General features: G+C 64.9%; 20 protein-coding genes, 1 tRNA gene and 1 pseudogene. 11 read left to right on the top strand and 11 right to left on the bottom strand.

What is annotated here, in order from left to right:
* Window positions 1-2 precede the first annotated feature (2 nt).
* The 4 genes and pseudogenes from IPL75_04895 to IPL75_04880 all read right to left on the bottom strand — a co-directional run bounded on the left by IPL75_04895 (window position 3) and on the right by IPL75_04880 (window position 4937).
* Window positions 3-2492 carry an ABC transporter permease gene (locus IPL75_04895; GenBank protein ID MBK9239597.1) on the bottom strand — a complete coding sequence of 830 codons (2490 nt, stop codon included), beginning with the start codon at window positions 2490-2492 and terminating at the stop codon, window positions 3-5.
* Window positions 2493-2565: 73 nt separating this feature from the next.
* On the bottom strand, window positions 2566-2835 hold the full coding sequence (locus IPL75_04890; protein MBK9239596.1) for a hypothetical protein: 270 nt from the start codon (window positions 2833-2835) through the stop codon (window positions 2566-2568).
* Window positions 2836-3094: 259 nt separating this feature from the next.
* Window positions 3095-3543 (bottom strand): annotated as a pseudogene (locus IPL75_04885) (hypothetical protein).
* A 5-nt stretch (window positions 3544-3548) separates the two neighbouring features.
* Window positions 3549-4937: a DUF3179 domain-containing protein gene (locus tag IPL75_04880; GenBank protein MBK9239595.1), complete on the bottom strand. Its 1389-nt coding sequence runs from the start codon at window positions 4935-4937 to the stop codon at window positions 3549-3551.
* An 83-nt stretch (window positions 4938-5020) separates the two neighbouring features.
* Between IPL75_04880 and IPL75_04875 the strand changes: the two genes are divergently transcribed.
* The 11 genes from IPL75_04875 (at window position 5021) to IPL75_04825 (ending at window position 19355) form a co-directional block, all read left to right on the top strand.
* The gene (locus IPL75_04875; protein ID MBK9239594.1) at window positions 5021-6208 is read left to right on the top strand and encodes a hypothetical protein; all 1188 of its coding nucleotides are present in this window, start codon (window positions 5021-5023) and stop codon (window positions 6206-6208) included.
* A 157-nt stretch (window positions 6209-6365) separates the two neighbouring features.
* Window positions 6366-7715 (top strand): hypothetical protein, encoded by a 1350-nt coding sequence (locus IPL75_04870; protein ID MBK9239593.1) that lies wholly within the window; start codon window positions 6366-6368, stop codon window positions 7713-7715.
* Window positions 7712-8743, top strand: a complete 1032-nt coding sequence (locus IPL75_04865; GenBank protein MBK9239592.1) for an AAA family ATPase — start codon at window positions 7712-7714, stop codon at window positions 8741-8743. Before IPL75_04870 ends, IPL75_04865 begins: the two co-directional genes overlap by 4 nt.
* A 3-nt stretch (window positions 8744-8746) precedes the next feature.
* Complete coding sequence (locus IPL75_04860; protein MBK9239591.1) at window positions 8747-10555, top strand: hypothetical protein; 1809 nt, start codon at window positions 8747-8749, stop codon at window positions 10553-10555.
* A complete protein-coding gene (locus IPL75_04855; GenBank protein ID MBK9239590.1) occupies window positions 10552-11505 on the top strand; it encodes an ABC transporter ATP-binding protein in 954 nt (317 codons plus the stop codon). The genes IPL75_04860 and IPL75_04855 overlap by 4 nt, the downstream gene beginning before the upstream one ends.
* A complete protein-coding gene (locus IPL75_04850) occupies window positions 11502-12968 on the top strand; it encodes a hypothetical protein (GenBank protein MBK9239589.1) in 1467 nt (488 codons plus the stop codon). The genes IPL75_04855 and IPL75_04850 overlap by 4 nt, the downstream gene beginning before the upstream one ends.
* A complete protein-coding gene (locus IPL75_04845; GenBank protein MBK9239588.1) occupies window positions 12949-13794 on the top strand; it encodes a DUF58 domain-containing protein in 846 nt (281 codons plus the stop codon). Before IPL75_04850 ends, IPL75_04845 begins: the two co-directional genes overlap by 20 nt.
* Window positions 13791-15626, top strand: a complete 1836-nt coding sequence (locus tag IPL75_04840; GenBank protein ID MBK9239587.1) for a BatA and WFA domain-containing protein — start codon at window positions 13791-13793, stop codon at window positions 15624-15626. Before IPL75_04845 ends, IPL75_04840 begins: the two co-directional genes overlap by 4 nt.
* A gap of 1 nt (window position 15627) precedes the next feature.
* Window positions 15628-18399, top strand: a complete 2772-nt coding sequence (locus IPL75_04835) for a VWA domain-containing protein (protein MBK9239586.1) — start codon at window positions 15628-15630, stop codon at window positions 18397-18399.
* Between the two features lie 273 nt (window positions 18400-18672).
* Window positions 18673-19035, top strand: a complete 363-nt coding sequence (locus IPL75_04830; protein ID MBK9239585.1) for a type II toxin-antitoxin system RelE/ParE family toxin — start codon at window positions 18673-18675, stop codon at window positions 19033-19035.
* The gene (locus tag IPL75_04825; protein MBK9239584.1) at window positions 19035-19355 is read left to right on the top strand and encodes an XRE family transcriptional regulator; all 321 of its coding nucleotides are present in this window, start codon (window positions 19035-19037) and stop codon (window positions 19353-19355) included. The genes IPL75_04830 and IPL75_04825 overlap by 1 nt, the downstream gene beginning before the upstream one ends.
* 282 nt (window positions 19356-19637) lie before the next feature.
* On the opposite strand, the gene IPL75_04820 is transcribed toward IPL75_04825, so the two are convergent.
* The 7 genes from IPL75_04820 to IPL75_04790 all read right to left on the bottom strand — a co-directional run bounded on the left by IPL75_04820 (window position 19638) and on the right by IPL75_04790 (window position 24787).
* Window positions 19638-20240: a hypothetical protein gene (locus IPL75_04820; protein ID MBK9239583.1), complete on the bottom strand. Its 603-nt coding sequence runs from the start codon at window positions 20238-20240 to the stop codon at window positions 19638-19640.
* Window positions 20241-20505: 265 nt separating this feature from the next.
* Complete coding sequence (locus IPL75_04815) at window positions 20506-21408, bottom strand: carboxypeptidase regulatory-like domain-containing protein (protein MBK9239582.1); 903 nt, start codon at window positions 21406-21408, stop codon at window positions 20506-20508.
* Between the two features lie 797 nt (window positions 21409-22205).
* Window positions 22206-22895, bottom strand: coding sequence for a thioredoxin domain-containing protein (locus IPL75_04810; GenBank protein MBK9239581.1), 690 nt, complete (start codon window positions 22893-22895; stop codon window positions 22206-22208).
* 177 nt (window positions 22896-23072) lie between these two features.
* Window positions 23073-23378 (bottom strand): helix-turn-helix domain-containing protein, encoded by a 306-nt coding sequence (locus IPL75_04805; protein MBK9239580.1) that lies wholly within the window; start codon window positions 23376-23378, stop codon window positions 23073-23075.
* 469 nt (window positions 23379-23847) lie between these two features.
* Complete coding sequence (locus IPL75_04800) at window positions 23848-24105, bottom strand: hypothetical protein (protein ID MBK9239579.1); 258 nt, start codon at window positions 24103-24105, stop codon at window positions 23848-23850.
* Window positions 24106-24182: 77 nt separating this feature from the next.
* On the bottom strand, window positions 24183-24431 hold the full coding sequence (locus IPL75_04795; GenBank protein MBK9239578.1) for a GIY-YIG nuclease family protein: 249 nt from the start codon (window positions 24429-24431) through the stop codon (window positions 24183-24185).
* 265 nt (window positions 24432-24696) lie between these two features.
* Window positions 24697-24787: transfer RNA gene (locus IPL75_04790), tRNA-Ser, on the bottom strand.
* Between the last annotated feature and the right edge of the window lie 132 nt (window positions 24788-24919).

Below are 24919 nucleotides of genomic sequence, written 5' to 3'. Positions count from 1 at the left end.
TCTTATTCCGATCGCATAGCCAGCATCGGCGCAATGGACGCCGCGCGGCGCGCCGGCGCGATGCTGGCCAGCACGGCAATGAGCAGGGTGACCGTCGAGCCGGCGAGATACGCCAGCGGTTCAAAATCGCTCAGCGGGATGCCGAAGTCCCGGCCATTCAGTTTGACGAAGGCGACGGCGATCAGCACACCCACACCAACGCCAGGCAGCACCAGTTTCACCACGTCGAACAGCACCATGCCCATCACGCGGCGCCGCGACGCGCCCAGGGCAACTCGCACGGCAATTTCGCGAACTCGCGTCGCCACCATCAGGCCCACAACACCGTAGATGCCAAGCGCGGCCAGCAGCAGGAGCACACCACCCACCACTCCTGCCACCGCCGACTGCGTCAGGAAATCATTCACACTCTTCTCCCTCAGCCAGGTGCCGGTGACGATGCTGGCGGGCTCAAACTCGGGATCAAGGGCTCGGAGCACTCGCTCCAGAGCCGCGGTTATCGCCTTCGGCTGTTCCCCTGGGGTGCTGCGTGCCACCAGCATCAAGGTGGCGCTTCCGCCGAAGTCGTCGTCCACACCGACAGCGTCTTCGAGGACAGCCGGGTGTTGCGCGAGCGGCAGCAGCAACTGCGCGCGATCGGTGCTCATTTGTGAAGTTGGAAAGTCCGCCGTGACGCCCACGATGGTAAGTGTCCGCTCGGATTTTTCGCCGGGGCGGAACGTGACGCGCTTACCAATGGGGTCCGCGTCAGGGAACAGCCGCTCAGCGAGCGGCTTGGCGACAATGGCAACCTCTGCGGCGCCCACGCGATCGTCACGACTGAATTCGCGTCCTCGGATGAGCGGAATACCCAGTGTCTCAAGGTATCCGTCGCCGACCCGCGTCACATGGATGGCGACTATTTTCGGCGCTGCGTTTTCGTCCGGGATGGTCGCCACCCTGGTCATCCGGTACCGGAAGTCCAGCGGCAGGCCGTCCGCGACCGTGACAGACGCGACTCCGCTGGTTTGCGCCAGGGTCTCCTGGGCGCTTCGCACTTTGAACGCCGCGTTCGCGCCTTCAATCGCGTCCAGCGGCAGCGGCGCGGAGTACAGGAGTTCGGATTCGAATCCGAGGTGGTCAGTCGCAGTCGCCCGCACGCGGTCGAGTGTCATGCCGCTCAGAATCAGCAACGGCGTGGCAATCGCCACCTGAAGGGCCGTCGCCACACGCTGGAGGCGGCCTGCTCTCACACCGCCCGTGCCGGCGTCGTCCTTCAGCACGGTGATAATCACGGGCCGGCTGAAACGTGCAGCCGGCAGCCATCCGAACACGAGACTTGTCGCGAGGCACATGCCGGTCACGATCGCGATCATCCTGAAGTCAAGACGCAACGCGTTTGCGAAGGGCTCCGGCAGCGGCTCGCCAACCCACCACGCCAGCAAGGGAGGAATGTTGAAGAGGACCAGCGACGCCAGCATCGCGCCCAGTGCCGCGAGCACCACGGACTCCGCGAGCATCTGCTGCATCAGGCGTTTGCGGCTGGCGCCGATCGCCTGGCGGATGGAGAGCTCGCGTTCGCGCATCGAGCCACGCACCTGCACCATGCCGGTGATGTTCAGGCAGATCACCAGGAGCGGCAGCGTTGCAATGGTCTGCGCCCAGGCCTGGATGATTGTGAGATCTGCCGCATCGAGACTGCCAATCGGGTGGTAAGGCTCGACGGTGCCAAGCTTGGATTCGTTGGTGGCGGAGTGATCCTTCGCCAACTGTGTGGTGACAGCCGCCACACCACCTCGGACCTGGACCATGTCGGTGCCTGGTGACAGCCGGCCGAGGATGCTGACCCACTCTTTGGCGCGGTCGAATCGAATCGTGGCGTCGGCCAGAACGCTCGGGTGCCGCCCGAGCGGAAGGAAGAGCTCGGACGTCTGGGCGCCTCGATGGCCGCCGAACGAAGCCGGTCCGACGCCGACGACTGTGTGCGGAACCTTGTTCACCGTGATAGGTCTGCCCACGATGTTGGGATCGGAGCCCAGCGCTCTCTGCCAGAAGGTGTGGCCCACGACAACAATGGGATCGGTGGTCTCGCTGAAGCCGGGCCCCTGCGCAAGCGTCATGCCGGTCACGGCGAAATAGTTCGGCGACACGAACATCGCGTCCACCGTGACCTTCCCTCCTTGTGAGGGATCGAAGGCCACTTCCGCCCCAGCCGGCGACCAAGCGGTCAGCGCTGCGCCGACGTTGGCATTCTGGAACTCGACAAAGTCTGGATACGACCACAGGCTCGTGGCGCTGCGCGACCCCTGGGCCGTCGTCACCAGTTCGATCAGGCCGTCCGTGTTCAGCCCGGGGGGGACCATCGTGAAGACCCGCGTGGCGAACGGGACGGCGATGACGGGTGTCATCCCAAGGCCCAGCGAGAGCACGCACACAAATGTGAATGCCCGAGCCTTCACCAGCGATTTACAGGCCAGTTTCAGATCGCGCCAGATGCTCATCACCGTGTCCATGCGTGAGCTTACGCGGACGGCCAAATCGAGTTGTCACGGAGCAGTGAGCAGTGTGTGAGATCCCTGTGACCTGTCAACGAATCAGACTGAACGTGGCAGCAACCAACGTCACCAAGGTGGTGACCTGCACGGCCAGAAGCCAATGGAACTTCCGATCCATGGTGTCAAAGCGACGGTCCACGGCCTCAAAGCGCCGGTCCATGCGCCCTTCCAGTGCCTGCATTGACGTCCGGAACTCTCCCACCACATCGCGGATCGTCTGATCGGTCCTGACCATCGCGGCCTCCTGTGCGGTTGAGCGTGCCTCCCCCACCGCCATCCGTTCTTCAATCGACATCAACATCAACTACCTCCGGCACTCTTCCACCGCAGGAGTCGTGCCGCAGGGCCGTGACCCGGAATCATCCCGAAAACGTGTGCCTCGGCCTGGAGCCTTAACGTTTTTGCCAACTTGCGGCTCTGACCGGATCGCAGTTTCTGCAAACGCGACCTCCTGACTTCCGGCTATGGACGACGATGTCATCGTCTGAACCCGGAAGTCCAACGAGAAGATCGTGCCAACGTTCTAGCCGACGTAGGCTGCCAGGTGTTTGCCGGTGAGCGTACGCGCGGATGTGCCAGCCATCAGACGAATCCCCGGCACCTTGAGTGCGCCCTCGTGTAGCGACTTGCTGTCGTCGTAGATTTCCGTCAGGTCGATATCGGTGACCGAGCCCATCCCTTCGCAACGCGGGCACATCCCGCCAGTGACGTTGTAGGTGACTTTTTCAGCCTTGGCGTTGGCCTTGTCCACGGTAATCGAACCGACGGCCTTCACGGATGGGATGTTGAACGAATACGCGTTCGACGAGCCGATGTGCGGCTTGCCGAGGCGGCTGAACAACACGCGCAGCATCGCGTTTGCGTCGGTGGCTGTGCCGACGCCGGTGAACACCGTCAGACGGCGTTTGGTGATCTCGACGCTGACATCCTTCAAGTTGTTGACGCGCGCACCCTGGACGCGAATCAGATCATGGCTGTCGGCGGCGTGTCGTGAAAGTGCCTGGCTCATGGTGGTTACTTGACCAAAATCGTATCGGGAAACTGGGCGTACCACCCGAACCAGAACGCGCGGAAGGCGGCAACGCGGCGCAGGGGTTGGGCCGCGCCTCCCGATGGCACCAACGCGTCTTCGGTCACCTTCCACTGGAGGCCTGCCGCATCGCGGACCAACTCGTCGTTGGCCCAGGCGTCCACGCGCGTAGACCCGGCCTCGTAGACGCGGTTCGCTCCCTGACGTGTGGTGAGCACCACGAACGTGCGCCCCTCGACCGTTTGATGGTGGACGCGTTGCCTGGCGAGGTAGTCGGCCGAAAACGCGACGGCCTGACGGCCGCCTCCCACCGCGGGTACCAGCACGCCGAGCACTTCGGCCTTGTTAGGCAACCGGGTATCGAGCTTCGGCACTCTGAACATCAATCGGTCGCTCTCGAAATACTCGCGATAGGCGGCGCCTTCGCTGTAGTCGCGATCGTGGCCCGTCTCAATCGACAACACCGTTGTGGCGGGGTGCTGCGCCTTCCACTCGGCCCACGTCGTGGTCACCACCGGCCACATGTCGAGGGTGAGGGGCTCACCGGCAAGGCGCCCCACCACGGGCCGGCCTTCAAGCGTGGACCAGAGCGACATCGTTTCGTGATCGAACATCAGCTTGTTCGATCGATACAGCAGACCGCTTGTGCCGAACGTGCGCTTCACACCGCCGACGACGCTCTTGTAGGGAATGACGGTTCCGCACAAGGTGCAGTACACGAGTGTGAGTTCTTCGTTGCCCAGGCGGTCGAGCGCCATTTCATGCCAGGCCAGGATGCGTTTCGGGTAGGCACGGGCCTGGCCGTTGACCACCACGCCGAAGACTACGTGTGAGTCACGCAGGTAGGCGGCCGTCGATGCGGAGACGACGCGCGGGTGGTCCAGCGGCGGGATGCCGTTGACGGCCACACCACCCCAGTCCACTTCGTCCAGCCGGATCGTGGCCTTGGAGGCGCGGAAGAACTCCGCCATCTTCGGGTCGAGCACGGAGTAGACCGCGCCTTTGAAAGCAGCGTAGTCGGGGTGGGGGTCGTACGGCAATTTCCATGTCCACTCCCGCCACCTCCCCACATCGTCTCCGAAACGCTGGCGGGTCTGCCGCTCGAGGAAACGCGTGAGCCGCACGCGCGCCGGGTTGGGGACCAACTCGTCATTGACGCGCCGCGGCGTCAGGAGGCGAGCCATGTCGATGAGCATGGACGCGTAGCCATCGCGCCACGCTGCCCCGAGCGTGGCCAGCGCCTTCTCGGCCACCGCCGCGTTGGCTCCACCGGCATCGAGGAATACCTGGATCGGAGGGTGCGGCCGCTGAACCGCGCCGGCCACCGGCACCACGGCGAGTAATGTGACGACGAGGATCAGCCGGAGAGTCATCAGGAATGGATTCGTTCCAAGAGGGCGCGAGGTGACATACCAGGGCGATCCTATACAAGACGCCAGTGCGCTAGACTCGGCCCATGCCCAAACCACTTGTGATCGTGCTGTCGGCCCTGCTCGCAGTCCTGGCTGGTGTTGAGACGTGTGTCGCACAAGCGGCATCAGGCCAGCAGTTTCGCTCGGCCAATGAGGCACGGGCGTGGCTCAAGTCCAAGGGCATCACCGCCAACGCAGGATCGATGCTGACGTTCCTGATGGGAGACGATCCCGCCAGCGCCGACGTCATGCGAGCGTATGTGGCGTTGGGCCTCCCCGTGAATGGCCCTGGAGGAGACGAGCTCTCGCCCCTGACGCTCGTGACTCGATCGTGCGTCGGCAACTCGATGGCGGCAGCGACCACGGCGGTGCTGATCGCGGCCGGCGCGGATCCGACGCTGAAAGCGCCAGACGGCAACAAGGAAACACCGCTGATGGCATCGGTGAATTGCCCCGCTGTGCTCAGCGCGATGCTGGCGAAGCGTCCCAATCTGTCGTCAGTCGATGGTCGGGGCTACACGTTGATGCACCACGCGCTGGCCGCCGATGAAACACGCGACGAGGCCACTCGGCTGGTCCGTGGAGCTGGGTTCGACGTGGAACGATGGCGCGCGTCACTCGTCAAGGAATTCAAATATTTGCCGAACCTTGATACCCTGCTCGGCGGCCCCGCCAAGCCGCCTGCGGCCGCACCGTCATCGGCAGCGCCACCGAGTCGATCGGCCGGCACCATCGACTGGGAGTCTGTGGGGCCTTACCCCGCTCGCGGCAAAGCCGAAGCGGCCAGGCTCCTGTCCCGCCCGGGCGCTGACACCACCGTTCAAGATCATTTCTGGGATGCCATTCGCCGCCAGCAGCCGCAACGCCTGGCGCTGGCGCTGCAAGCTGGCGCGGACGTCCGTGCACTCAGCGACACGAAGTCGACGCCACTGATCGAACTCGCGGAGCAATGCCACGGCGGGAAACCGGAACTGGCGCAGTCGCTGGCCGACCAGCTGATCGCCGCCAAGGCGGATCCGACGGGCGTGGACGAAATCGGAAGGACCGCGCTCGTCGAAGGGGCGCCCACGTGCCCAATCGCGACCATCCGTGTGTTCATCGCCGCCGGTGTGCCACTGAACATCGTCGACAAGTCCGGGCAGACGGCCATGCGCCGGGCGATTAATGCAGGGCGGGTCGACGTGGTCAACCTGTTGATCGACGCCGGCGTCGATCCGCGCAAGGAACCCTAAAACGCCAACCGCGAGGCAACGGGCAACAAGGCCATGCAAGACGCGTTGCGTCGTCGCCCAAAATAGGGCACGCCCGATCTGCCACCATCCGGGATCTTCTGAGATAATCGGGCCCGACCCGACCAACACCCAGATACCGCGTCTCTATGACGACAACATGCCTGCGTATCTAAGATCCGATCTGGGACCCGATCTGGGCCGACTGCGGCGTCGCCTGCGCATTGGACTCTTTCTGGAGATCTGGCCGCGATGGGCGATCGCCAGCTTGCTCGTCGCCGGCACCATCACGGTGGTGTGCCGGATGTTCGTGGTCCGCGCCGCGTCGTTTCTCCCCTGGCTCTGGCTCGCTCCCCTCATTGCCGCCATCCCGGCCCTGATCGTCTGCTGGCGACGGGCCTACCGACCTGCTGAAATAGTCGCGCTGGCCGACTCGCTCGGCGGTGGCCACGGCATGCTGCTGACCTTGTTCGAGACGAACAACGATGATGGCTGGCAGCAGTCGCCGCTGGCGGAACGCGCCGCGGCGTTTGTCCTTCCTCGATTCGAGCTGCGGAGGACACTGGCCGCGCTGATGTCGGCGGCGGCGTTCTTGGCCGTGGCGCTGGTGCTTCCGCAGCGCGCCGATCCTGCGGCGACGACCGCCGCCCTGGCCCAGCAGATCGCTGCGGACCTGACGGCTGCGGTCGTCGAATTGAAACAGCAGGCGTTGATTACGCCCGAGGAAGAACAGCGCCTCGAAGAAGAGATCGAACGTGTCCGCCGCGGCGCCGAAGACCGCGTGGATGCGGCGGCGTGGGAGGCGTCCGATGCCCTGCGCGAACGCATGGTCGCCAGCCTGTCCGAAAAGCAGGCGGCCGTGAACTGGGCGCAGGAAAGCCTGGCGCGTTTCGCGGCGGCGGGATCGGCCGACGGCACCGGCGACTCGAGCGCCGAGGCCCAGTCCGCCGAATTAATGAGCGCGCTCGAGAAACTTGCGGCGAACGGGCTGCTCGCCGGCGCGCCGGCGGAACTGCTCGGGTTGCTCAAGGGCGGCAAGCTGCCCACCGATGCCGCGGCCCTGCGACAGCTGAGCGCCTCACTGGCCAAATACCTCGGCGACGCGAACCAGCGCTTCGGCCAGGTCGCAGCACTCGGCCAGGAGTTCGGCCGATTCGATCCGGCGGAGTTTCCACTGGGCTCGGACGGCGCAGACGGCGACGGCCTTCCCGGACGCGGCGGCGTCAATAGAGGACGCGCGGATGCGGACCTTACGATGGGCAAGGAGACGGCCTCCTTCGACCGATTCAAGTCAAAGCCGTTGCCGCCGGGTGCAGCGCGGACGCGAGACGACTGGGCACCAGTCGTCTCGCTTCCCGGTGCGCCGCAAGAAGCACCAGTCCAGGGCGGATCGTCGATTGCCCGACAGTACTCGGCAGGATATGGCCAGGGCGCGTGGCGCCGTTCGCTCGCGCCTCGACATCAAAGTGCCGTGAAGAAATATTTCGACGCTGCCGCCGTGAAAAAATGAACGAGACACCCACACTCCTTTCTCCCGATCCTGTTGCCGACGGCCAGCGGAAGATCGCGCGGGTCGTCGCCGAGCTGCGCCGCGTGATCCTCGGCAAGGATCAGGTCATCGACGAGGTCGTCACGGCGCTGCTCGCGGGCGGACATGTGCTGCTCGAAGGCCTGCCAGGCCTGGGAAAGACCGAGCTCGTCAAAGCGCTGTCGCGGCTGCTCTCGCTCGAGGTCCGTCGCATCCAGTTCACGCCGGACCTGCTGCCGACCGACATCATCGGCAGCCACATCCTGCAGGAGCGGGAGGGTCAACGGCAGTTCGTCTTTCATCCTGGACCGATCTTCACGAACCTTCTCCTGGCCGACGAGATTAATCGCGCTTCTCCCAAAACACAATCGGCGCTGCTCGAGGCGATGCAGGAGCGGAGGGTGACGACGTTTGGTGAAACGCGGCCGCTGCCGTCACCCTTCTTCGTGCTGGCCACGCAGAATCCGATCGAGCTCGAAGGCACGTACCCGCTGCCCGAAGCGCAGCTCGACCGCTTCATGTTCAAGGTCGAGATCGCCGGCGTCGAACGCGCGGTGCTGGAGGAGATCCTCCTCACTCGCGTCCACGGAGAACCACCACCGTTGGCGCCGGTCCTGACGGCCGCAGATCTGAGCGACTTGTTTTCGCTGGTGGACAACGTGCACCTGCCGCGGGCCGTCGCCAACTACATCGCGCGGGTGGTCGCCGCGTCGCACCCGACCTCCGCCGACGCGCCCGATCCGGTGCGGACCTTCGTGAAGTACGGCAGCTCCCCTCGCGCCGCGATCGCGATCGGCGCCGCCGCCCGCAGCCTCGCCCTGCTCAATGGGAAGCCGAACGTGGGCTTCGACGAAGTTCGCCGCGTGGCCGCCCCGGCGATGGCCCATCGGCTGGTGCTCGACTACGCCGCCCGGCTCGAAGGGTGGAACGGTCGTCGTGTGGTAACAGCGCTGCTCGAGGCCGTGCCGGAGGTCGAACGAGGCCTCCCGAGCACGCTCCAGGCGAAGTAGTCCATGCGAACCCACTCCACGACCATGCGGTGGTGGTGTGGCCTTGCGTTGGTCCTCTGCGCAGCCACGGTGCCCGTTGTTAATGAAGCGCGACAGTACCGGACTGCCGACGTCGAGTCGCTCCGCGTGGTCATCGATGCGGACTGGGTCACGCGGGCGGCGCCAGGCTACCTGCCGCTCCGAATCGACATCACCAACCTCGGCGATGCCCGGGTCATTGACATCGTCCTGCAAGGGTCACGACTCTTCCGAACGTCCCCGATGGGCCAGGCACAGTCGACCGTTCGCCAGGTCGTGCGGCTCGAGGCCGGCGCTCGCGTCCGGCTGACGATGCCGGTGCCGGTGTTCGCCGACAACGAGAACTTCGTGATCGAGATCCTCGAAGGCACCCGCAGGCTCGAGCGGTTCTCCTTCGCCGGTGTGCAGAGTGGAGTGGCGCTCGCCGGCGCTTCAGTCCTGCTCGTGGCCGATGCGGCCTCCCCGTTCGGCGCCATCGCCGCCACGCTTGCGAGGCCGATGACGCGCGGGGGTTCGCCGTTTGTGGTTGCTCGGGGTGGCACGATCCCCGCACCCACCCCGCCCCTGCGTATGCCCACGCTGGACGCGCTACTGGAGCCTGCGCGACTGCCCGCCAACTGGCTCGCATACACGTCCGTGCGAGCCGTGGCGATCGGGCGCGACGAGTGGCAGCAGTTGAACGATGGACAGAAGAACGCGCTGCTGACATGGACCGCGTTAGGGGGCGACCTGATCTTCGTGGACGGCGCCCTCAACGTGCTGCTGCCCGACGTGGCCGGCGATCCCGCGGCCGATTCCGATCGAATCGTCGCACGCCATTTCTTCGGCCGTATTCACGTGCTGACGTCCACGTCCCTGGCCACCGTCGGCCTCGCCGGTGTGCTCACAGACACCGAGACGCATCGCGACCCGCTCTGGGCGCTGCCGGCGAACACCGCCCCCGATTGGGGCGCCATCGAGGGTCGCGGCTTCCGGCTGAGCATTCCCGGTGTCGATGGCGTGCCGGTGCGCGCGTTCCTGGTGATGCTCCTGGTGTTCAGCGTGGTGATCGGTCCGGCCAGCTACTGGTTCCTGCGGCGCAAGGGCCAGCTCGTGTTGCTCGTACTCACGACGCCGCTGATTTCGCTGGTGTCGATCATCCTGCTCGCAGGCTTCGCGCTGGCCGACGAGGGGATACACGTGCAGGGCCGCGCGGTGACCTTCACGCTGCTCGACCAGGTGAGGAAGCAGTCCGCGACGCGCGCCACGGTGTCCTACTATGCCCCGGGCCTGGCGCCCTCGGGCGGCCTCCGTTTTTCACGAGACGTCGCGGTGTTTCCGATTGGTGCCGATGGCCGCGGCTCCCGCGGGCGGATGACCCTCGACCTGACGGACACGCAGGCGTTCACGCAGGGCCTGCTCGAGACCCGCGCCCCGACGAACTTCGAGCAAGCCGTCTTTCGGCCGGCGCGCGAGCGCTTGACCTTCAGCCGGACCGCCGCAGGGCTGACGGTGACGAACGGACTCGACACGTCGCTGGTCGCGCTGCGTTATCGCGACGGCGACACGCTGTACGTGTTGACTGGTCCGCTGCCGTCAGGCGGCCAGCAGACCATGACGCGGATTGCCGCCGCCGATGGGCCTTCCGCACAATTGCCGCTGCCGGTGAAGTTCCTGCCCCTCCTCGAGCATCAACCGGCGGGTTCCTATCTGGCGCTGCTCGATCGATCGCCCTTCTGGGAGCCTGGGGCGTCCGGCGTGCTCGAACGCGGCAGCGTCCACCTCGTGCTCGGGTGGCCGGAGGCACAGCGATGAGCGCGATGCTGCAGATCGACGGGCTCGTCCGCCACTTCGGCGGCGTGCACGCCGTGGACAACGTGTCGTTCAACGTGGACCGCGGACAGGTGCTCGGGTTCATCGGTCCCAACGGCGCGGGCAAGACAACGACGATGCGGATCCTGGCGACGCTTGACACACCGCAGGGAGGGGATGCGCGCATCGGCAGCTATTCGGTGGTGGACGATCCGGAAGAAGTGCGGCGGATCACAGGCTTCATGCCCGACTACGCCGGCGTCTACGCGAATACCACGGTCGAGGAGTACCTGGATTTCTTCGCGCGCGGGCACGATCTCAGGGGCGACGATCGCCGGAAGGCGGTGGCCCACATCATCGACTTCATGGGCATCGGGGATCTGCGCGACCGCCACGTCGAGAGCCTGTCGAAAGGGCTCAAGCAGCGCATCGCGCTCGGCCGCGCCATCATCCACGATCCCGAGGTGCTCATCCTCGATGAACCGGCGGCGAACCTCGATCCGCGGGCGCGCATCGAGTTTCGCGCCCTGATCCGCGAACTGGCCTCCGACGGAAAGACGATCCTCCTGAGCTCGCACATCCTGACTGAGCTCTCCGAGATGTGCGATGTGATCACGATCATCGAGAAGGGCCGAATCCTGGCCAACGGGACGGTGCAGGACGTGCTCGAGAGCGTCCGGAAACGCCGCCTGTTGTCCGTGCGCGTCGCGGGACCCGCCGGACCGGCCGGACCCCTTGACGCGCTCGAGCGGTTCCTGCTCGATCAACCCGGCGTCACGAACGTCCACGAAGCGGGCCGGTGCCTTCAGTTCGAATTCGACGGCGGCGACGACGCGCAGGTCCAGCTCGTCGCCCGTCTTGTTGCCGCGGGGATCCCCGTGCTCGAGATCGGCGCGCACAGCGCCGGCCTGGAGGATCTGTTCATCGAGATCACGAAGGGCCGCGTGCAATGAGCGCGGAGGCCCGTCTTCTCCCCTGGCTCGAAGCCATGAGCGACCGGCTGAGTCCGCTCGTGGTCAAGGAAGCGCGCCAGCTGGTACGCGGGCGCGAATTCCTGCTCTCGTTCGGATCGAGCCTGCTGGTGGGCCTCACGGTGGCGGCGTTCGGCGCCGCGTCGGCGCTCAGCGGCAGCAGCACGTCGGGCCGCTGGACGTTCGCGCTGCTGATGGGCGGCCTGGCGCTGCTCGGGCTTGCCGTGGTGCCGCTGGGCGCGTTCAGCACCCTTCGACAGGAGCGGCTCGAGCAGACGCTGGACCTCATCACGCTGACCTCGCTGACGCCGCGCCGCATCGTGATCGGCAAGCTCCTGGCGCAGGCCGTGAAGCTGATGATCCTGTTCGCGGCGATCGCACCATTCATCATGATGAGCTTCCTGCTGGGCGGCATCGATCTGGCCACCATCCTGGTGTCGCTCGTCGTCCTCTTCATGGCGTCGGTCTGGGTCAGTGCTTTCTTTCTGTTGGTGTCCGCGACGTCGCAATCGCGCGCCGTGTCGGCGATGGTCTTTGGCGCCGTCGCGATCGTTGCACTGTTCGGCATTCCCTTCGTGCGAAGTCTGCTCATCGCCATGAGCCGGGGGCTTGTCCCGGGCGCCGCCTTGATCCCGGTCGGGGTGCCCTGGCGGATGGTCGCGATCATGTTCACGTTCTGGCTTGCCAGCCTCGTGAATCTCGTGCTGCTCGCCGAGAACCGGTTGTCGTCGCCGACAGGGGACGCCGTGACGCCGCTGCGCCAGGGTCTGCTGGCGCAGTTTCTGCTGATCGTTGGATGGGCCCTGACTTACATCGGCGATTCGTCGGCCATCAGATTGAGCACCGGCCGGGCGCTCATGTCCGCCGGCACCGTGCACCTGGCCGTCGTGGCGTATTTTGCGGTGACGGAGGATTTCGCCGTGGCGCGCCGCATCTGGCGCCGGATGAACGTCGCAACGCGCTGGCGCTGGCTGCTTGCGACGTTCGGCCCGGGCGGCGGGCGCGCGGCGGCCTACGTGCTCGTGCAGATGTGCGCGCTCGGGGCTGCCCTGGCGTTGCTTGAGCCGCCGGCGGAGCATCTGCGCTGGGTCGCGGCCGCCTGCGGCTACATCTGCTTCTTCACGGGCGTGCCGATTCTGCTGTTTAGGAAGCTTGCGCCCGCCCACGACACGCAGATTCGTCGGCGAGTTGCGGTGTTGCTGACCGTGGCCGCGGCGCTGGTGCTGCCCGACATCATCGATTACGCGCTGTGGCAGGACAACGTGTTGAATGTCGCGTTTTCGCTGCGGCACCTCATCAATCCTTTCAGGGCCCTCGCCAATTGGAGCGTGATCGAGATGAACGGCTGGCTCGTGGTGCCGGCATTCATCGGGCTCATCGGGGTCCTGTCCTGGATGAAGCTGATTCAGGAGGGAACCCGCGGCGATGGCGACCTCACCGATTGATTGGGGTTCGATCCGGGCGGCCGCCCAGGTGCGGCTGGCCATGCCGCGCGTGCCCCTGCGCGGTCGCGCCGGCGAACGGCTCGGGGCCGGAATGGGCGCGTCGCTCGAGTTCGAAGACTATCGGCCCTACGGACCCGGTGATGATCTGCGGCATGTGGACTGGGCTGCGTACGCGCGCACCGAGGTCCTCGCCGTGCGCCTCTACCGAGACGAGGTCGCACCACGCGTCGACCTGCTCATCGACAACAGCCGGTCTATGACTGTGACGGGCGGGAAATTTCGCGCCCACGGTGAACTGTCGGGGTTGCTGGCGCTCGCGTGCGCATCAACAGTCGCCGATACGCGAGTCATCACGGCGTCAGGCGCAGAGCCGAGGCCGCTCCACGTGCCCGAAGATCTCGACCGCGTCTTCGCCTGTGACGCCCGCCTGTCCGCGCTCGAAGGCGGCCATCTGCCCTTGAGGCGCGGATCGGTGCGCCTGGTCGTGAGCGATTTCCTGTTTCCGCACGACGCCGACGCGCTTATCGCACGGCTGGCGCGCGACTGCGCGTGGCTCGCGGTGGTCCAACTCGTCGCCGCCGAGGAAGCGGAGCCCGTGCCCGAGGGCGGCCGACGCCTGGTTGATGTGGAGGGTGGAGGCGAACTCGATCTCGTGATCGACGAGGCGGCCGTTCGCGACTATCACGCGCGGTTCGCCCGCTTGCGGCTGGGCCTGTCAAAAGCCGCGCGGCGTGTGGGCGCGCCCTTCATCTACATCGTCGCCGGGACGCCGCTGCGCGAAGTCGCGCGGGCGCTGGCGGCCGCTGGAGTGGTGGAGACGAAATGATCTTTGCGTCACCGCTGGGGCTGCTCGCACTCGCCGCCATCCCGGCGATCGTGGCCATCCATCTGTTCCGGCAGCGGTTCCCGGTTCGTCCGGTCGCCGGATTGTTCCTGTGGCAGATCGCGCGGAAGACCCCGGAGGGCGGCGGCCGGATTGCCAAGCTGCCGGTGACGCCGAGCCTGTTACTGGAATGCCTGGCGGCGCTGGCGCTGGCGCTCGTTTTGGCCGGCGCGCGATGTTCTCCTGCCGGCATCAATCACCATCTCGTGGTGCTGCTGGATACCTCCGCGTCGATGGCGGCCGTCAACACCGCCGGCGAAAGCGCGCGCGACCGCGCGGTGCGGCGCGTCAACGATGAGCTGGAACGCCGCTCCTCTGGTGCACGCGTCACGCTCGTACAGAGCGGCGAGCGCCCGTCGATCCTGGCTGGCCCGGCCGTGCTCGGCTTCGAAGCGCGGACGGCGCTTGCGGCCTGGAGTCCAGACGGGGCGCACCACGCCCTGGCACCCGCGCTTCGCCTGGTCCAGGAGCTGGCGGGAGAGACCGGCACGCTCATGATCGTCAGCGACGTTGGTCCCGCGGCGCGCGGCGTCCCGAACTTCGCGGGCGGACTTTGGGTATCGGTGGGCGAACCGGTCACCAATGTCGGCATCACCGCCGCTGATCGCACGCGGGCGCCCGACGGCACCGGCGGCACGGTGTCGCTTTCACTGGTGAGTAATGCCAGCGCACCGGTGCGGCGCCAATTGACTGTCTCGGCCCGCGATCAGGACGTGGTCGTTCGCGACCTGGACGTTCCATCCGGCGCGTCCTCACTCACGTTCGCAATTCCGGCCGGGCTTCCTGCCGTGCGCGTGCGCCTGTCAGACGACTCCCTCCGCCGAGACGACGAAGTGGTGCTGGCCGAGCCGCGGCCACGAACGGTGGCGATCGAGAACCGTTTGCCTGACGGTCGCGGGAGATCGGCCCTCATCCAGGCGGTGGACGCGCTTTCCGGCGTCACCGCGGCCGAGCAGGGTCACCTGGTGTTCAGCGATGCGGGTGCGATCGATCAGGCCGGTGCGGCAGATGTCTGGCGCGTTGGCTTCGGACGCGCGCCTGCCGCGTGGCTGGCCAGTACCGAACCAAAGGACTACATCGGTCCGTTCGTCCTGGAGAAACGTCATCCGCTGCTACTCGGTGCAACCTTCGACGGAGTTGTGTGGACAGGTGCCTGGCCGCTCTCGGCGGAACTCATCCGGCCCCTCGTCTCCACCGGAGATCGATCGCTCGTGGGTATGCCGTTCGCGCCCGACGGCCGGACGCCGACGACGATCCTCGTGAATCTGGATCTGGATCGGACAAACCTGATTCGATCGCCCGACTGGCCGATCCTCATTTCAAACATCGTCGAGATGCGGAGGCAGGCCCTGCCGGGTCCTGAACGGTGGAACTACAGGACCGGCGAGTGGGTGCGTGCGCGCCTGGACCGCGAGCCAACCGGCCCGCTCTCGTTCCGGAGCGGCGCGGTGGTGCGCGCGCTGCCTGCGAGTCGGCAGATCGAGTTCATCGCGCCATCGCCGGGAGGACTGCTGGAGATTCTCGAAGGCGAGCGTGTGCTGTTCGAGATCGGCGTGAACTTCCTCGACGAAGAAGAAACGCGTCTGGGCGATTTGGCCACCGCTGACACCGGGGAGCTCGCATCGGCTCCCGGCCTGCGCGCCGAAAGCGGCGCGGCGTCGGACCCATTGTTCTGGGTGCTCCTCGTGATCGGCGCCACGGCTCTGCTGGTCAACTGGTGCTTGTTCGCCCCCGGCCGAGGAGCGCGCCCCGGCCGACTTGGTTTAGAGGCCTGACGTGGAGTTCCTGTTCCCCGGGCTCCTGCTCCTGATCGTGCCGCTGCTGGTTGTGTACTGGTGGCGCGGGCGATCGCCGGGAATTGGCGGCATCGTGCGCGTCACGGTCCTCTCCGGGATCGCGATCCTCGCCGCCGTGCCGCTGGCGCCGATCGGCGGCAAGGGTGTGGACGTGATCGTCGTGATCGATCGGTCGCGTTCGATGCCCGCCGAGAGCGGCGTCAGGGCGCTCGAGATCGTCAAGCTGCTCGAAGCGCGGCGCGCCACCGGTGACCGCGTCGGCATCGTCACATTCGGGCGGGAGCCACGCATCGAGCGGCTGCCGGCGGAGTTTGGCGAGACCGCAGAGTTTGTGCAGGAAGTCGATCGGGACGGAAGCGACTTGGGCGGTGCGATCGCCCTGGCCGCCGGCCTCATTCCACGCGGACGGCCGGGCCGGCTGATCGTGCTGTCCGACGGCGAGTCGAACGGCACGGCGGTGGAGGCGGCGGCCTACGACGCCGCGTCGCGCGGTTTGCCTATCGACTTTCGACTATTCACTCGCGGCGATCTGGCCGACATCGCCGTCGAATCGGTCAATCCGCCCGGCGTGGTGGACGAGCGTGAACCGTTTCAGTTCACCGCGTCCGTTCGTACCGATCGGACCATCGAGACCGAGGCCGTGCTGACTCGCGACGGGCAGGAGCTGGCGAGGACGAAACGGACTTTTCCGCCCGGCGTGACCCAACTGACGTTCCGGGACGTCATTGATCGGCCTGGTGTGGCGCACTATCGCCTGGAGCTTGCCGCGGCGGCCGACCGCGTACCGGAGAACAACATTGGGGAAGGGGCGCTGCGCGTGCAGGCGCCGGCGGCTACGCTGCTCGTCAACGCCAGCGGTGGGCCGGACAATTTCAGCCGCGCGTTGTCGGCGGCCAGGCTGCGCGTGACGACCACAACGCCGGCCGCCATGCCGCGGGATCTGGCCGGCCTGCTGGCCTATCGCGCCGTGATTCTGGAAGGCGTGCCCGCAGGAGAGCTCGGCCCGCAGGTGCTCGAGGGGCTCGGCCACTACGTCGCGGATCTGGGCGGCGGCCTGCTGTTGACGGGCGGCCCTGCGTCGTTCGGCGTGGGCGGCTACTTCAAATCGGCGCTCGATCCGTACCTGCCGGTGTCGATGGAGATCCAGAACGAACATCGCAATCTCTCACTCGCGATGGCGGTGGTGCTGGACCGTTCGGGCAGTATGGCCGTGGCCGAGGGCGACGGGCGGACGAAAATGGACCTGGCAAATCAGGGCACCTGCGCCGCAATTGAGACGCTCGGGCCGTTCGACGAGGTGGGCGTGATCGCGGTCGACAGCGCGGCGCACGTCATCCAGCCACTGACATCCGCGAGCGAGAAGGATCGCATCTGCGAACAGGTCCGCGGCATTCAGTCCATGGGCGGGGGCATCTTCACCTACACCGCGCTCGTCACCGCGGCCACGATGGTGCAGGAATCGAAGAAGGGTACGCGGCACATCGTGCTGTTCGCCGACGCGGCGGACGCCGAGGAGCCGGGCGACTACGTGCGCCTGCTCGACACGATCACACCGCTCGGTATCACTGTGAGCGTCATCGGTCTGGGCAGCGAGACGGACGTGGACGCGGCCTTCCTCAAGGACATCGCGCTGAGGGGGAAAGGGCGCATCCAGTTCACCGCATCGGCTGACGACCTGCCGCGTCTGTTCGCACAGGAGGCCATCACCGTAGCGCGATCGAGCTTCATCACGGAAGCCACGCCGGCCCGATCGCTGTCGGACATGGTGCTGCTCGGCGACCTCCCGGCGTCTCCGTTTCCCAGCGTCGATGGCTTCAACCTCACCTACCTGCGGCCCGGCGCCACCATGGGCGCGGTGACGATGGACGACTACAAGGCGCCGATCCTCGCGTTCTGGCATCGCGGCCTCGGCCGGGTCGCGTCGTTGACCGCCGAAGTCGACGGCGAGTACTCGCGCCGCCTGAACGCCTGGAGCGGGTTCCCGGCATTCTCCGCCGGTTTGGCGCGTTGGCTGCTCGGCGGCGAGCCGCCGGTTTCCGCCCAGGCCACACTTGACCGTCAGGGCGGGCAGGGGATCGTGCGGGTCGAGCTGGATCCAGCGCGCGCGCGCGGGCCCGCTGACGAAGTGCGCACGGCGGCGGCCACCATCGTGTCGCCGTCGCCGGCCGATCCGTCGCAGCGTCTGGAGCTCGCGTGGGTGGGAGCGGACACGCTCGAGGCACGGTTTCCCATCCACAAGCCGGGCATCTATCTAGGCGCGGTCCGCCTGGGCACCGGCGACGTCCTGCCGCTTGCACCGATCACGTTGCCGTATTCGCCGGAGTTCGAGCCACGTGTCGATCCGGAAGGAGGCCGGAAGGCGCTCCTTCAAACGGCGCGCGTCACTGGAGGCATCGAACGCACGGCGTGGGACGACGCGTTCGCTGGCCAGCTGCGCCACCGGCAGATCCGCGAACTCGTGTTGCCGCTCGCGCTGCTGCTGCTCGTTCTGCACTTAACCGAGATCGGAGGACGACGGTTGCACTGGTTTACCGCCGCCCAGGCGTGGCTGCGAACCGTCTCACTGCCGACGTTGCGATGGCCGTCGCGGCGGCGGGCCGGCGTGAGTGACACTGCCAGATCATCAACGACGTCGACGGTCGGAGAACCCGCGGGCACCGTCGCCGAGCCAACGCGCCCGACCACGCCCAAACCCGCAACGTCGGCTCTCACGCGGGCGAAAGGCAAGGCGCGGGATCGGATGGGAGGCTGAGGCGCGGCCCCTTGCACGCTGCAGATGTGACTGCCCACCTTCGCTGGGCGCTCGCTGCGCGAGCAGCTACGGCGGGCAACCTTCGCGGTGCGCTCGTTGGCCCGGGATTCGGAGCATCGCGGCAATTGCCGCAAGTCTTTCAATTGCAATACTTAGTGGAAATACGCGGATTCGCTCAAACCTCCAGAACCTCCCAAATCACTCAAATCACCGCCTGGACCCCCGTAATGCCCCCACAGGAATCATGCCGTATCTGGCATACAATGGGGACCAATGGCGAGCCCACCCAAGCCGGTGATCTGGATGGGTGATTCGTTGGGTGCCCTGCGCGAGTTTCCAGCAGCGGCGCAGGACGAAGTGGGCTACGCGTTGTACCTCGCGCAGATTGGCCGAGTGCACATCGATGCCAAGCCGTTGAAGGGATTCGGGTCGGGCGTGGTCGAGGTCGTGGCCGATCATCGCGGCGACACATTCAGGGCGGTCTACACGGTAAGGTTGGCCGGCACAGTGTACGTACTGCACGCGTTTCAAAAGAAGTCGGCGAAAGGTATTGCAACTCCGAGGCGGGAACTGGATCTCATGAAGGCTCGACTGAAGCTCGCGCAGGACCTCCATCGGAAGCGGGAGACAAGATAATGGCCGACAAAGGATATGTAGTCGGAAGCGGCAATGTGTTCGCGGATCTGGGTCATGCCAAGCCGGAGGAAGCGCTTGCGAAAGCGGTACTGGCCAACAAGATCGCCGAGATCATCGAGCTGCGACAACTCACACAGGCGGAGGCCGCGGTCCTGCTTCGTGTGGATCAACCGAAGATCTCGGCGCTGACGCGAGGCCGACTGGCCGGGTTCTCGCTCGATCGGCTGGTGCGGTTCCTCGTGCTCCTGGGCAGCGACGTCGAGATTGTCGTAAAGGCGCGGCCCAAGTCACGACGCCTGGCGCGTGTGATGGTGGCGTGAAGCGACCCAGAAGATCTTTGTAGTCCTTTGGCGGTAGGCCGGCGCCAAGCATACGGCGTCCGGCCGGCCGCGCCGCGACGACGGAGATTCAGGCAGCGTAGCTAACCCCTCCACACGATCGAATCAATCTCAATGGGCCGCCAAGGCCGTTGGTGTCGCTCCTGTCACAGTAGCTTGAGGACTGGCTCGAGCCTCAGGTCGACGTTGTTCTCGCGTGTGAGGGCAAGCCGGTATCGACGAGCCCGCATGGCAGGCGAGTGAGCCACCCGAAGATCCCCAACACTAGCGAAGGGTCGTCCACCCCGGTGCGAATACCTCGACGCCCTGGCGGTCCACTCCCACACGCAGGTACCCCGGCCCACCGTTCTCTGCCAATTCGAAAGTCACCTCATATTGGGAAAGCATCTGTCGCGTCATGGCGATGGCATGCTCTTCAATCAACCATGTCAACCGTTGCTCGCGCCGTCCACCGCTGGCGCGTGTGACAGTCTTCAGCACTTTCTCGTTCTCAACCACTCCAGACTGAGTCATTGGCAACGTCGACTGAAGGGCCCACAGCGATGCACCGGAGCGGCGCACGGCTTCGCCAGTCACTTCCGCACTGCCGGAACTGGCAATGCTGTCACGTTGACTCGTGAGCAGCAGAATCAACCGGCGAGGCCCGGCCTCGCTCAGGACCCGGGCGGCGACGCCGATAGACTCGAGCATTGGCGCCGACGCGCCACGCTGAATGAAACTCGCGGCTTCGCGGTCGAGCGCGGCGGCGTCCCGGGTGACATGCTTCAGTGCAGGCGGCGTCGATCCCTCGGACATCATGAACCCGACGTGCGCCTCGGGTGCGACGGCGCGAAGCACATTCAACACCCCGCGAAGGGCACGACGCATCTGAAGCGTGTAGAAGTCAGTGTAACCGTCGACGATTACAACAAGGGCGGGCGGGTCCGTGGCCGGCCGTACACCCAAAATCGGTGGCTCAACGCCATCCACGCGCAGGAGAAAGTGACGGGACGAAAGGCCCGTGATTGGCTGCCCGTTGCCATCGACGACAACGACATAGACTCGGGCCGGCTCAGCTTTCGCCGTCGGCAGGCTGGACAGAGCGAGGACAACTCCAAGTATCCCGATTGACCTTCTAACCAACTCTCACCGCCTACTTTGCCAGACGATAAAACTCGCACGCGATCATCCGTTGCCCCGCACCAACACCGGACAGAGGATACGCGAAGCTCGGGGGATCGTTGTCAATATCCGTGTTGCCTGGCGGCCGGGCATACATGACTGACGCGTGGTAACGAACTCGAGCCGGACGCCCTGCCCCAGGGCAGCCCGTACCTGAGTCGAAGTCGATATAAGTGGTGTCCGTATGGTAGTAGCCCATGATGTGGACGATTTCATGATCGGCCATAAGCACCGAAAATGACTCACATTGCCGTCTCTGATTAACCACGCCATCGTCTAAGGCAGGATCGTATCGAAGTCTCATTCGTCCCTGGTTACCTCCGACGGTCGCGTCGCCGCCGCGGTTCGGATCCGCGTCGATTAGGCCGGCATAAAACTGCACCGAGACGCTTCCCTGTCGTGGAATCGGTATGGCCGAGCCGCGCGCAACGCTTTCAACCCGGAGGAGCCCCCCTGATAATTCAGGTACCGCACGCCGGAAGAGCGCCTCAATCGCATCAAGAGTGGCAACGGGCAGCGGCTGCCCAGAATCAGCGGTGACAGTACGGAGATAGAACGATGGGTTGACCGACCAATTGAATGTTGGCTGGAGCGGGCCATCTTGACTCCCCCTCGCAAAAGCGCGAAAGAAAGTTAAGTCGAATGGATCGGAAGACGGAATCAGTTGGATCGTTAAGTCGGAGGGTTTCTCCGTTAGGTCCGCTCGCGAGCGGTACGTATTGTAACCAGGGGCACCAATAGACAACTGCACGAGCCCCGAAGACAGACTGTTAATCGTGAACTTTCCATCAGAACTTGTTTGGACGGAATACGCGGTTGACTGGCCAGCTTCAATCGAGGCAAACACCGGAGTCTGGCTGTGATGGGCGACCACTCTCCCTGACAATGAAAGCAGTCCCGGCTGCGCCGCTGGGGATGAAGCCCATGGCGCAGTCGGGACACTGTCGCAAGACGAAGTACTGGTCACCACAACGGAGCACGCACAGGCCACCAAGCCGACCACAACAATGGCGTTCAATGGTCCGCGCCAAACCGAGTGTCGGTCTCGCCGAAGCATTTCGATTCAATCAGCAGGGGCGGGCCAGGCAGCCCGCCTGGCCAGTCTAATGCTCAGGGTAGCATGTGCCTGTGCCAAGACTCCAGCCAGGGTCAATCAGACAGTAGAAATTCGCACAGCAGGGCACGTACTGGGAGCATGCGACGATAAAACACTGCGGCGCGGGTGGAGGAGGGGGATTGTTCTGCGCCAGGCAGCACTCATCGTTGGTGCAGACCTCGTCATTCCCACAACCTGTTTGTGCGTATGGATCGCACTCACCACAACCCTCGACGATGGGACCACAGTCGAAATTGCAGTAGCCCATTTCACCCCTCGTGGCTTCACAAACCGAATCACCACAGCAGGTGGCCTCGGTGTCATAGACACCATAGTCAAGACAAGTGATGTCGTTCCCGTTCTCGAACTCCATCATGTTTTCGTAGCACGACTCTTCACACGCCGTTGACTCCGAGCATACCTCCTCGCAGATTGGAGGAGTGCTGGCCGCCAGTGAAACTCCGCCCACCTCCGCACCGAAATACACTATCGCCAAGAACGCCAAATACCTCCCACCAAGTGACTTTCTCCGCATAACAACTCCTTTCAACCGAGCCAGACCACCATCCCTCTCGTCACGGTTTCGACCCAATCGCCGCCGCGATGGCCTTGTCGAAAGCCGAGAGCTTCTGTGCCCCGACAAGTCGGTCGGTCACGCGAACGATCCCTCCAGGCTCCAACCTTCCGATAAAAAAAGTTGGAGTCCCGTTGATTCCCAGTTCCTCAGCACCCCGGCTGTCGGCCATAACTCGATCCGCAGCCTGCCCGCTCAAGCAAGCACCGAAGAGCTTCGGTGCAAGGCCAAGTGCAAGTGCTTGTTGACCCATATCGGCCCCAGCAAGGTCTTTCTGCTGCGCGAACAGTGCATCGTGAAACTCCCAAAATTTCCCCTGCTGCCTGGCGCATTCTGCGGCCTCGGCTACACGCCTGGCCTTCGGATGAATGCTATCGAGCGGCAGATGTCGGAACGCAAAGAGGACCTTCCCCGTGTCCACAAACTCTTTCTGAAGGGCCGGCCACGTCTCGCGGGCGAACACACCGCAGTAGGGACATTGGAAATCTGAATACACAATGATGGCGACCCTGGCGTTGCGGTCGCCTTTGATGGCGGCGTTCGCGAGGGGCAGCGGCTCCGATGGAAGCGGGACGGGCGGGCGCACAGGCGCAGCCGCGCCCTTGACCTCCGCCCTCACCGGAATCGTTTGGGGGACCAAGACTCGATACAGAATCGCCGCTGCGACTGCAATGACCATGATCGTCGCCACGACGTCCAGACTGCTTCGAACTACTCCCCACCCACTGCGCAATCCGGTCGACGGAACCTGCTCCATCACAGCCTCCAACTGAGCGTCTTACAGCGTATTGGGAGGCTACTCCCGACTAGATGACCCAGCAAGCAGAAACGCCTGCCCGATTGGTGCATTACTGGCGAACTTGGAACATTAGGCGGGGTGTCCCCGCGCTCGCTTGATCAATCGTGATAGCGAGGTTGCCGATCTGTAGCCAAGGGCGTAGGCTGTCTCTTTTACAGATTGCGGTCGGTCACCGGCACGAAGGGCGGTGGCACGTTCCACGAGGGACCGCCGCTGGACATCCCGGAAAGTGACGCCCAACTGGTTCAGGAGTGCTCGCCGAATCGTATGCCGTTCGATTCCCAGCCGATTCGACAGGACGCGCAGCGATGTCCGCGGGTCTTCAAGCAGTGCTTGTCGAACAGCCTCGGTGACTTGCTGATGGTTGTAGGCCATGGCTCTCCAGGCGTCCGGTCAGTGTTCAGAGCAAGACATGCGCCAGATTGCTGACCATTCAAAGGCGGCCGCATTTTCTTGAGGGTGACGGAAGAGTGGGATCGATCGATCTCACTCAGCGCGACCGATCGATCCCACTGATTTGCGAGATCTCCGATGTTTGTGCTGCAGAGTGACGTCGCCTGGGGGTCGGTAGTGGCACACCTGACTGATGGCAGCTCGTCGGAGATCACGAATGCCACTCGGGTCTGCAAATACCAGAAAGGGTCCAGTGGGCGATTCACGACGCAGGTGACTGCGCAAATGGCGTGCCACTGGGTAGGGCCAGATGACATTGTGGCCAGACGCAGGAGTCCGAGGGTGTTGGGCAAGTTCTTGCGCACGCCGTGCAGCGGATTGCACACCGCCGCTCGCTCAACCCTGGAAATGGTCTCTGGTCTTGCGCCGAAGATCGGATGTGCCGAACTGACTACTTCGTCGCGGCAGGCGATGGCTTCGCCTTCCGGCGGGCCCAGTACCTCCGCATGCCGTCGCTGATGGCCTCCCTGACCTCCGGTGAGGAGGGGCCCTTTTTGCGGCGCCCCACTGGCGATTGGCGTGGCGCCAGAACCGACCGCTTCAAGTCCGGAAAGACCTTGAAGATGCAAGCACGCTCCTCAAGGAGTTCGTTCAGGCGCACGATTGCGCCAAGCCGCGCCAAGTGCTTCAGGTCCAACTCATATGCCATCGGCCCCCCGCAAGGCGCAGAGACTATCAGAGAAGTCCAGCTCTTACGCCAAGTGCAGGACCCGATCGTGAAGATCTTCACCAAAAGTGCGTTCGGACAAACGCACGACCCGAGCCGGATTTCAGGTACTTCTCAAGCTGCACCGCGGCCGCTCCCGACTGGAATTCGGTGACCGTCACCGGGCGCCACGGTCTCTGCCCGGCTGTCGAGATGTTCTGACCGGCGTTGTGGCCGGCCAGGCGCTTCTCGAAGTCTGAGGTCAAGCCGAAGTACCGCCGCCCGGAAACTTCGCTGCGAATGACGTAGACGAATCGCTTTTCTCGCACTTGGGAATGCGATTGCACAGCGCGAGCCGAGCAGTTCGACCAGACTGTAGGCGCGGTGCACCGGAGGGTTCGTGCGAATGGGTCACTGTCTGCCCACCTTCGCTAAACGCTCGCTGCGCGAGCAGCTTCGGCGGGCAACCTTCGCACAGCGCTCGCGATGCGCCTTCGCAAACGCTCACTCCGTGAGCGGCTCCGGCGCACACGTCGCACCTACAGTTGGCGAAGCCAACCGTAGCTGCTCGCGCAGCGAGCGTTTAGCGAAGGTTGGCGGAGAGGGTGGGATTCGAACCCACGTGCCGGTTACCCGACAAATCGCTTTCGAGGCGATCCCGTTACGACCACTTCGGTACCTCTCCGCAGAGGGTGGACGGCTCAACAGGATCGCATATCCGGCGCCACATGGGCAACTGCGCTCATGTTTCAAAGGGAACATCCATGCCCCGCCCGTTCCTTCATGCTTCGGGTGTCAGCCCCGTTTACGCAGGAGA

The organism is Acidobacteriota bacterium, from assembly GCA_016716905.1.
Lineage (GTDB): Bacteria > Acidobacteriota > Vicinamibacteria > Vicinamibacterales > SCN-69-37 > SYFT01.
Note: the sequence above shows the minus strand (reverse complement) of the source record. Positions and strands in the feature narration are given on the sequence as shown.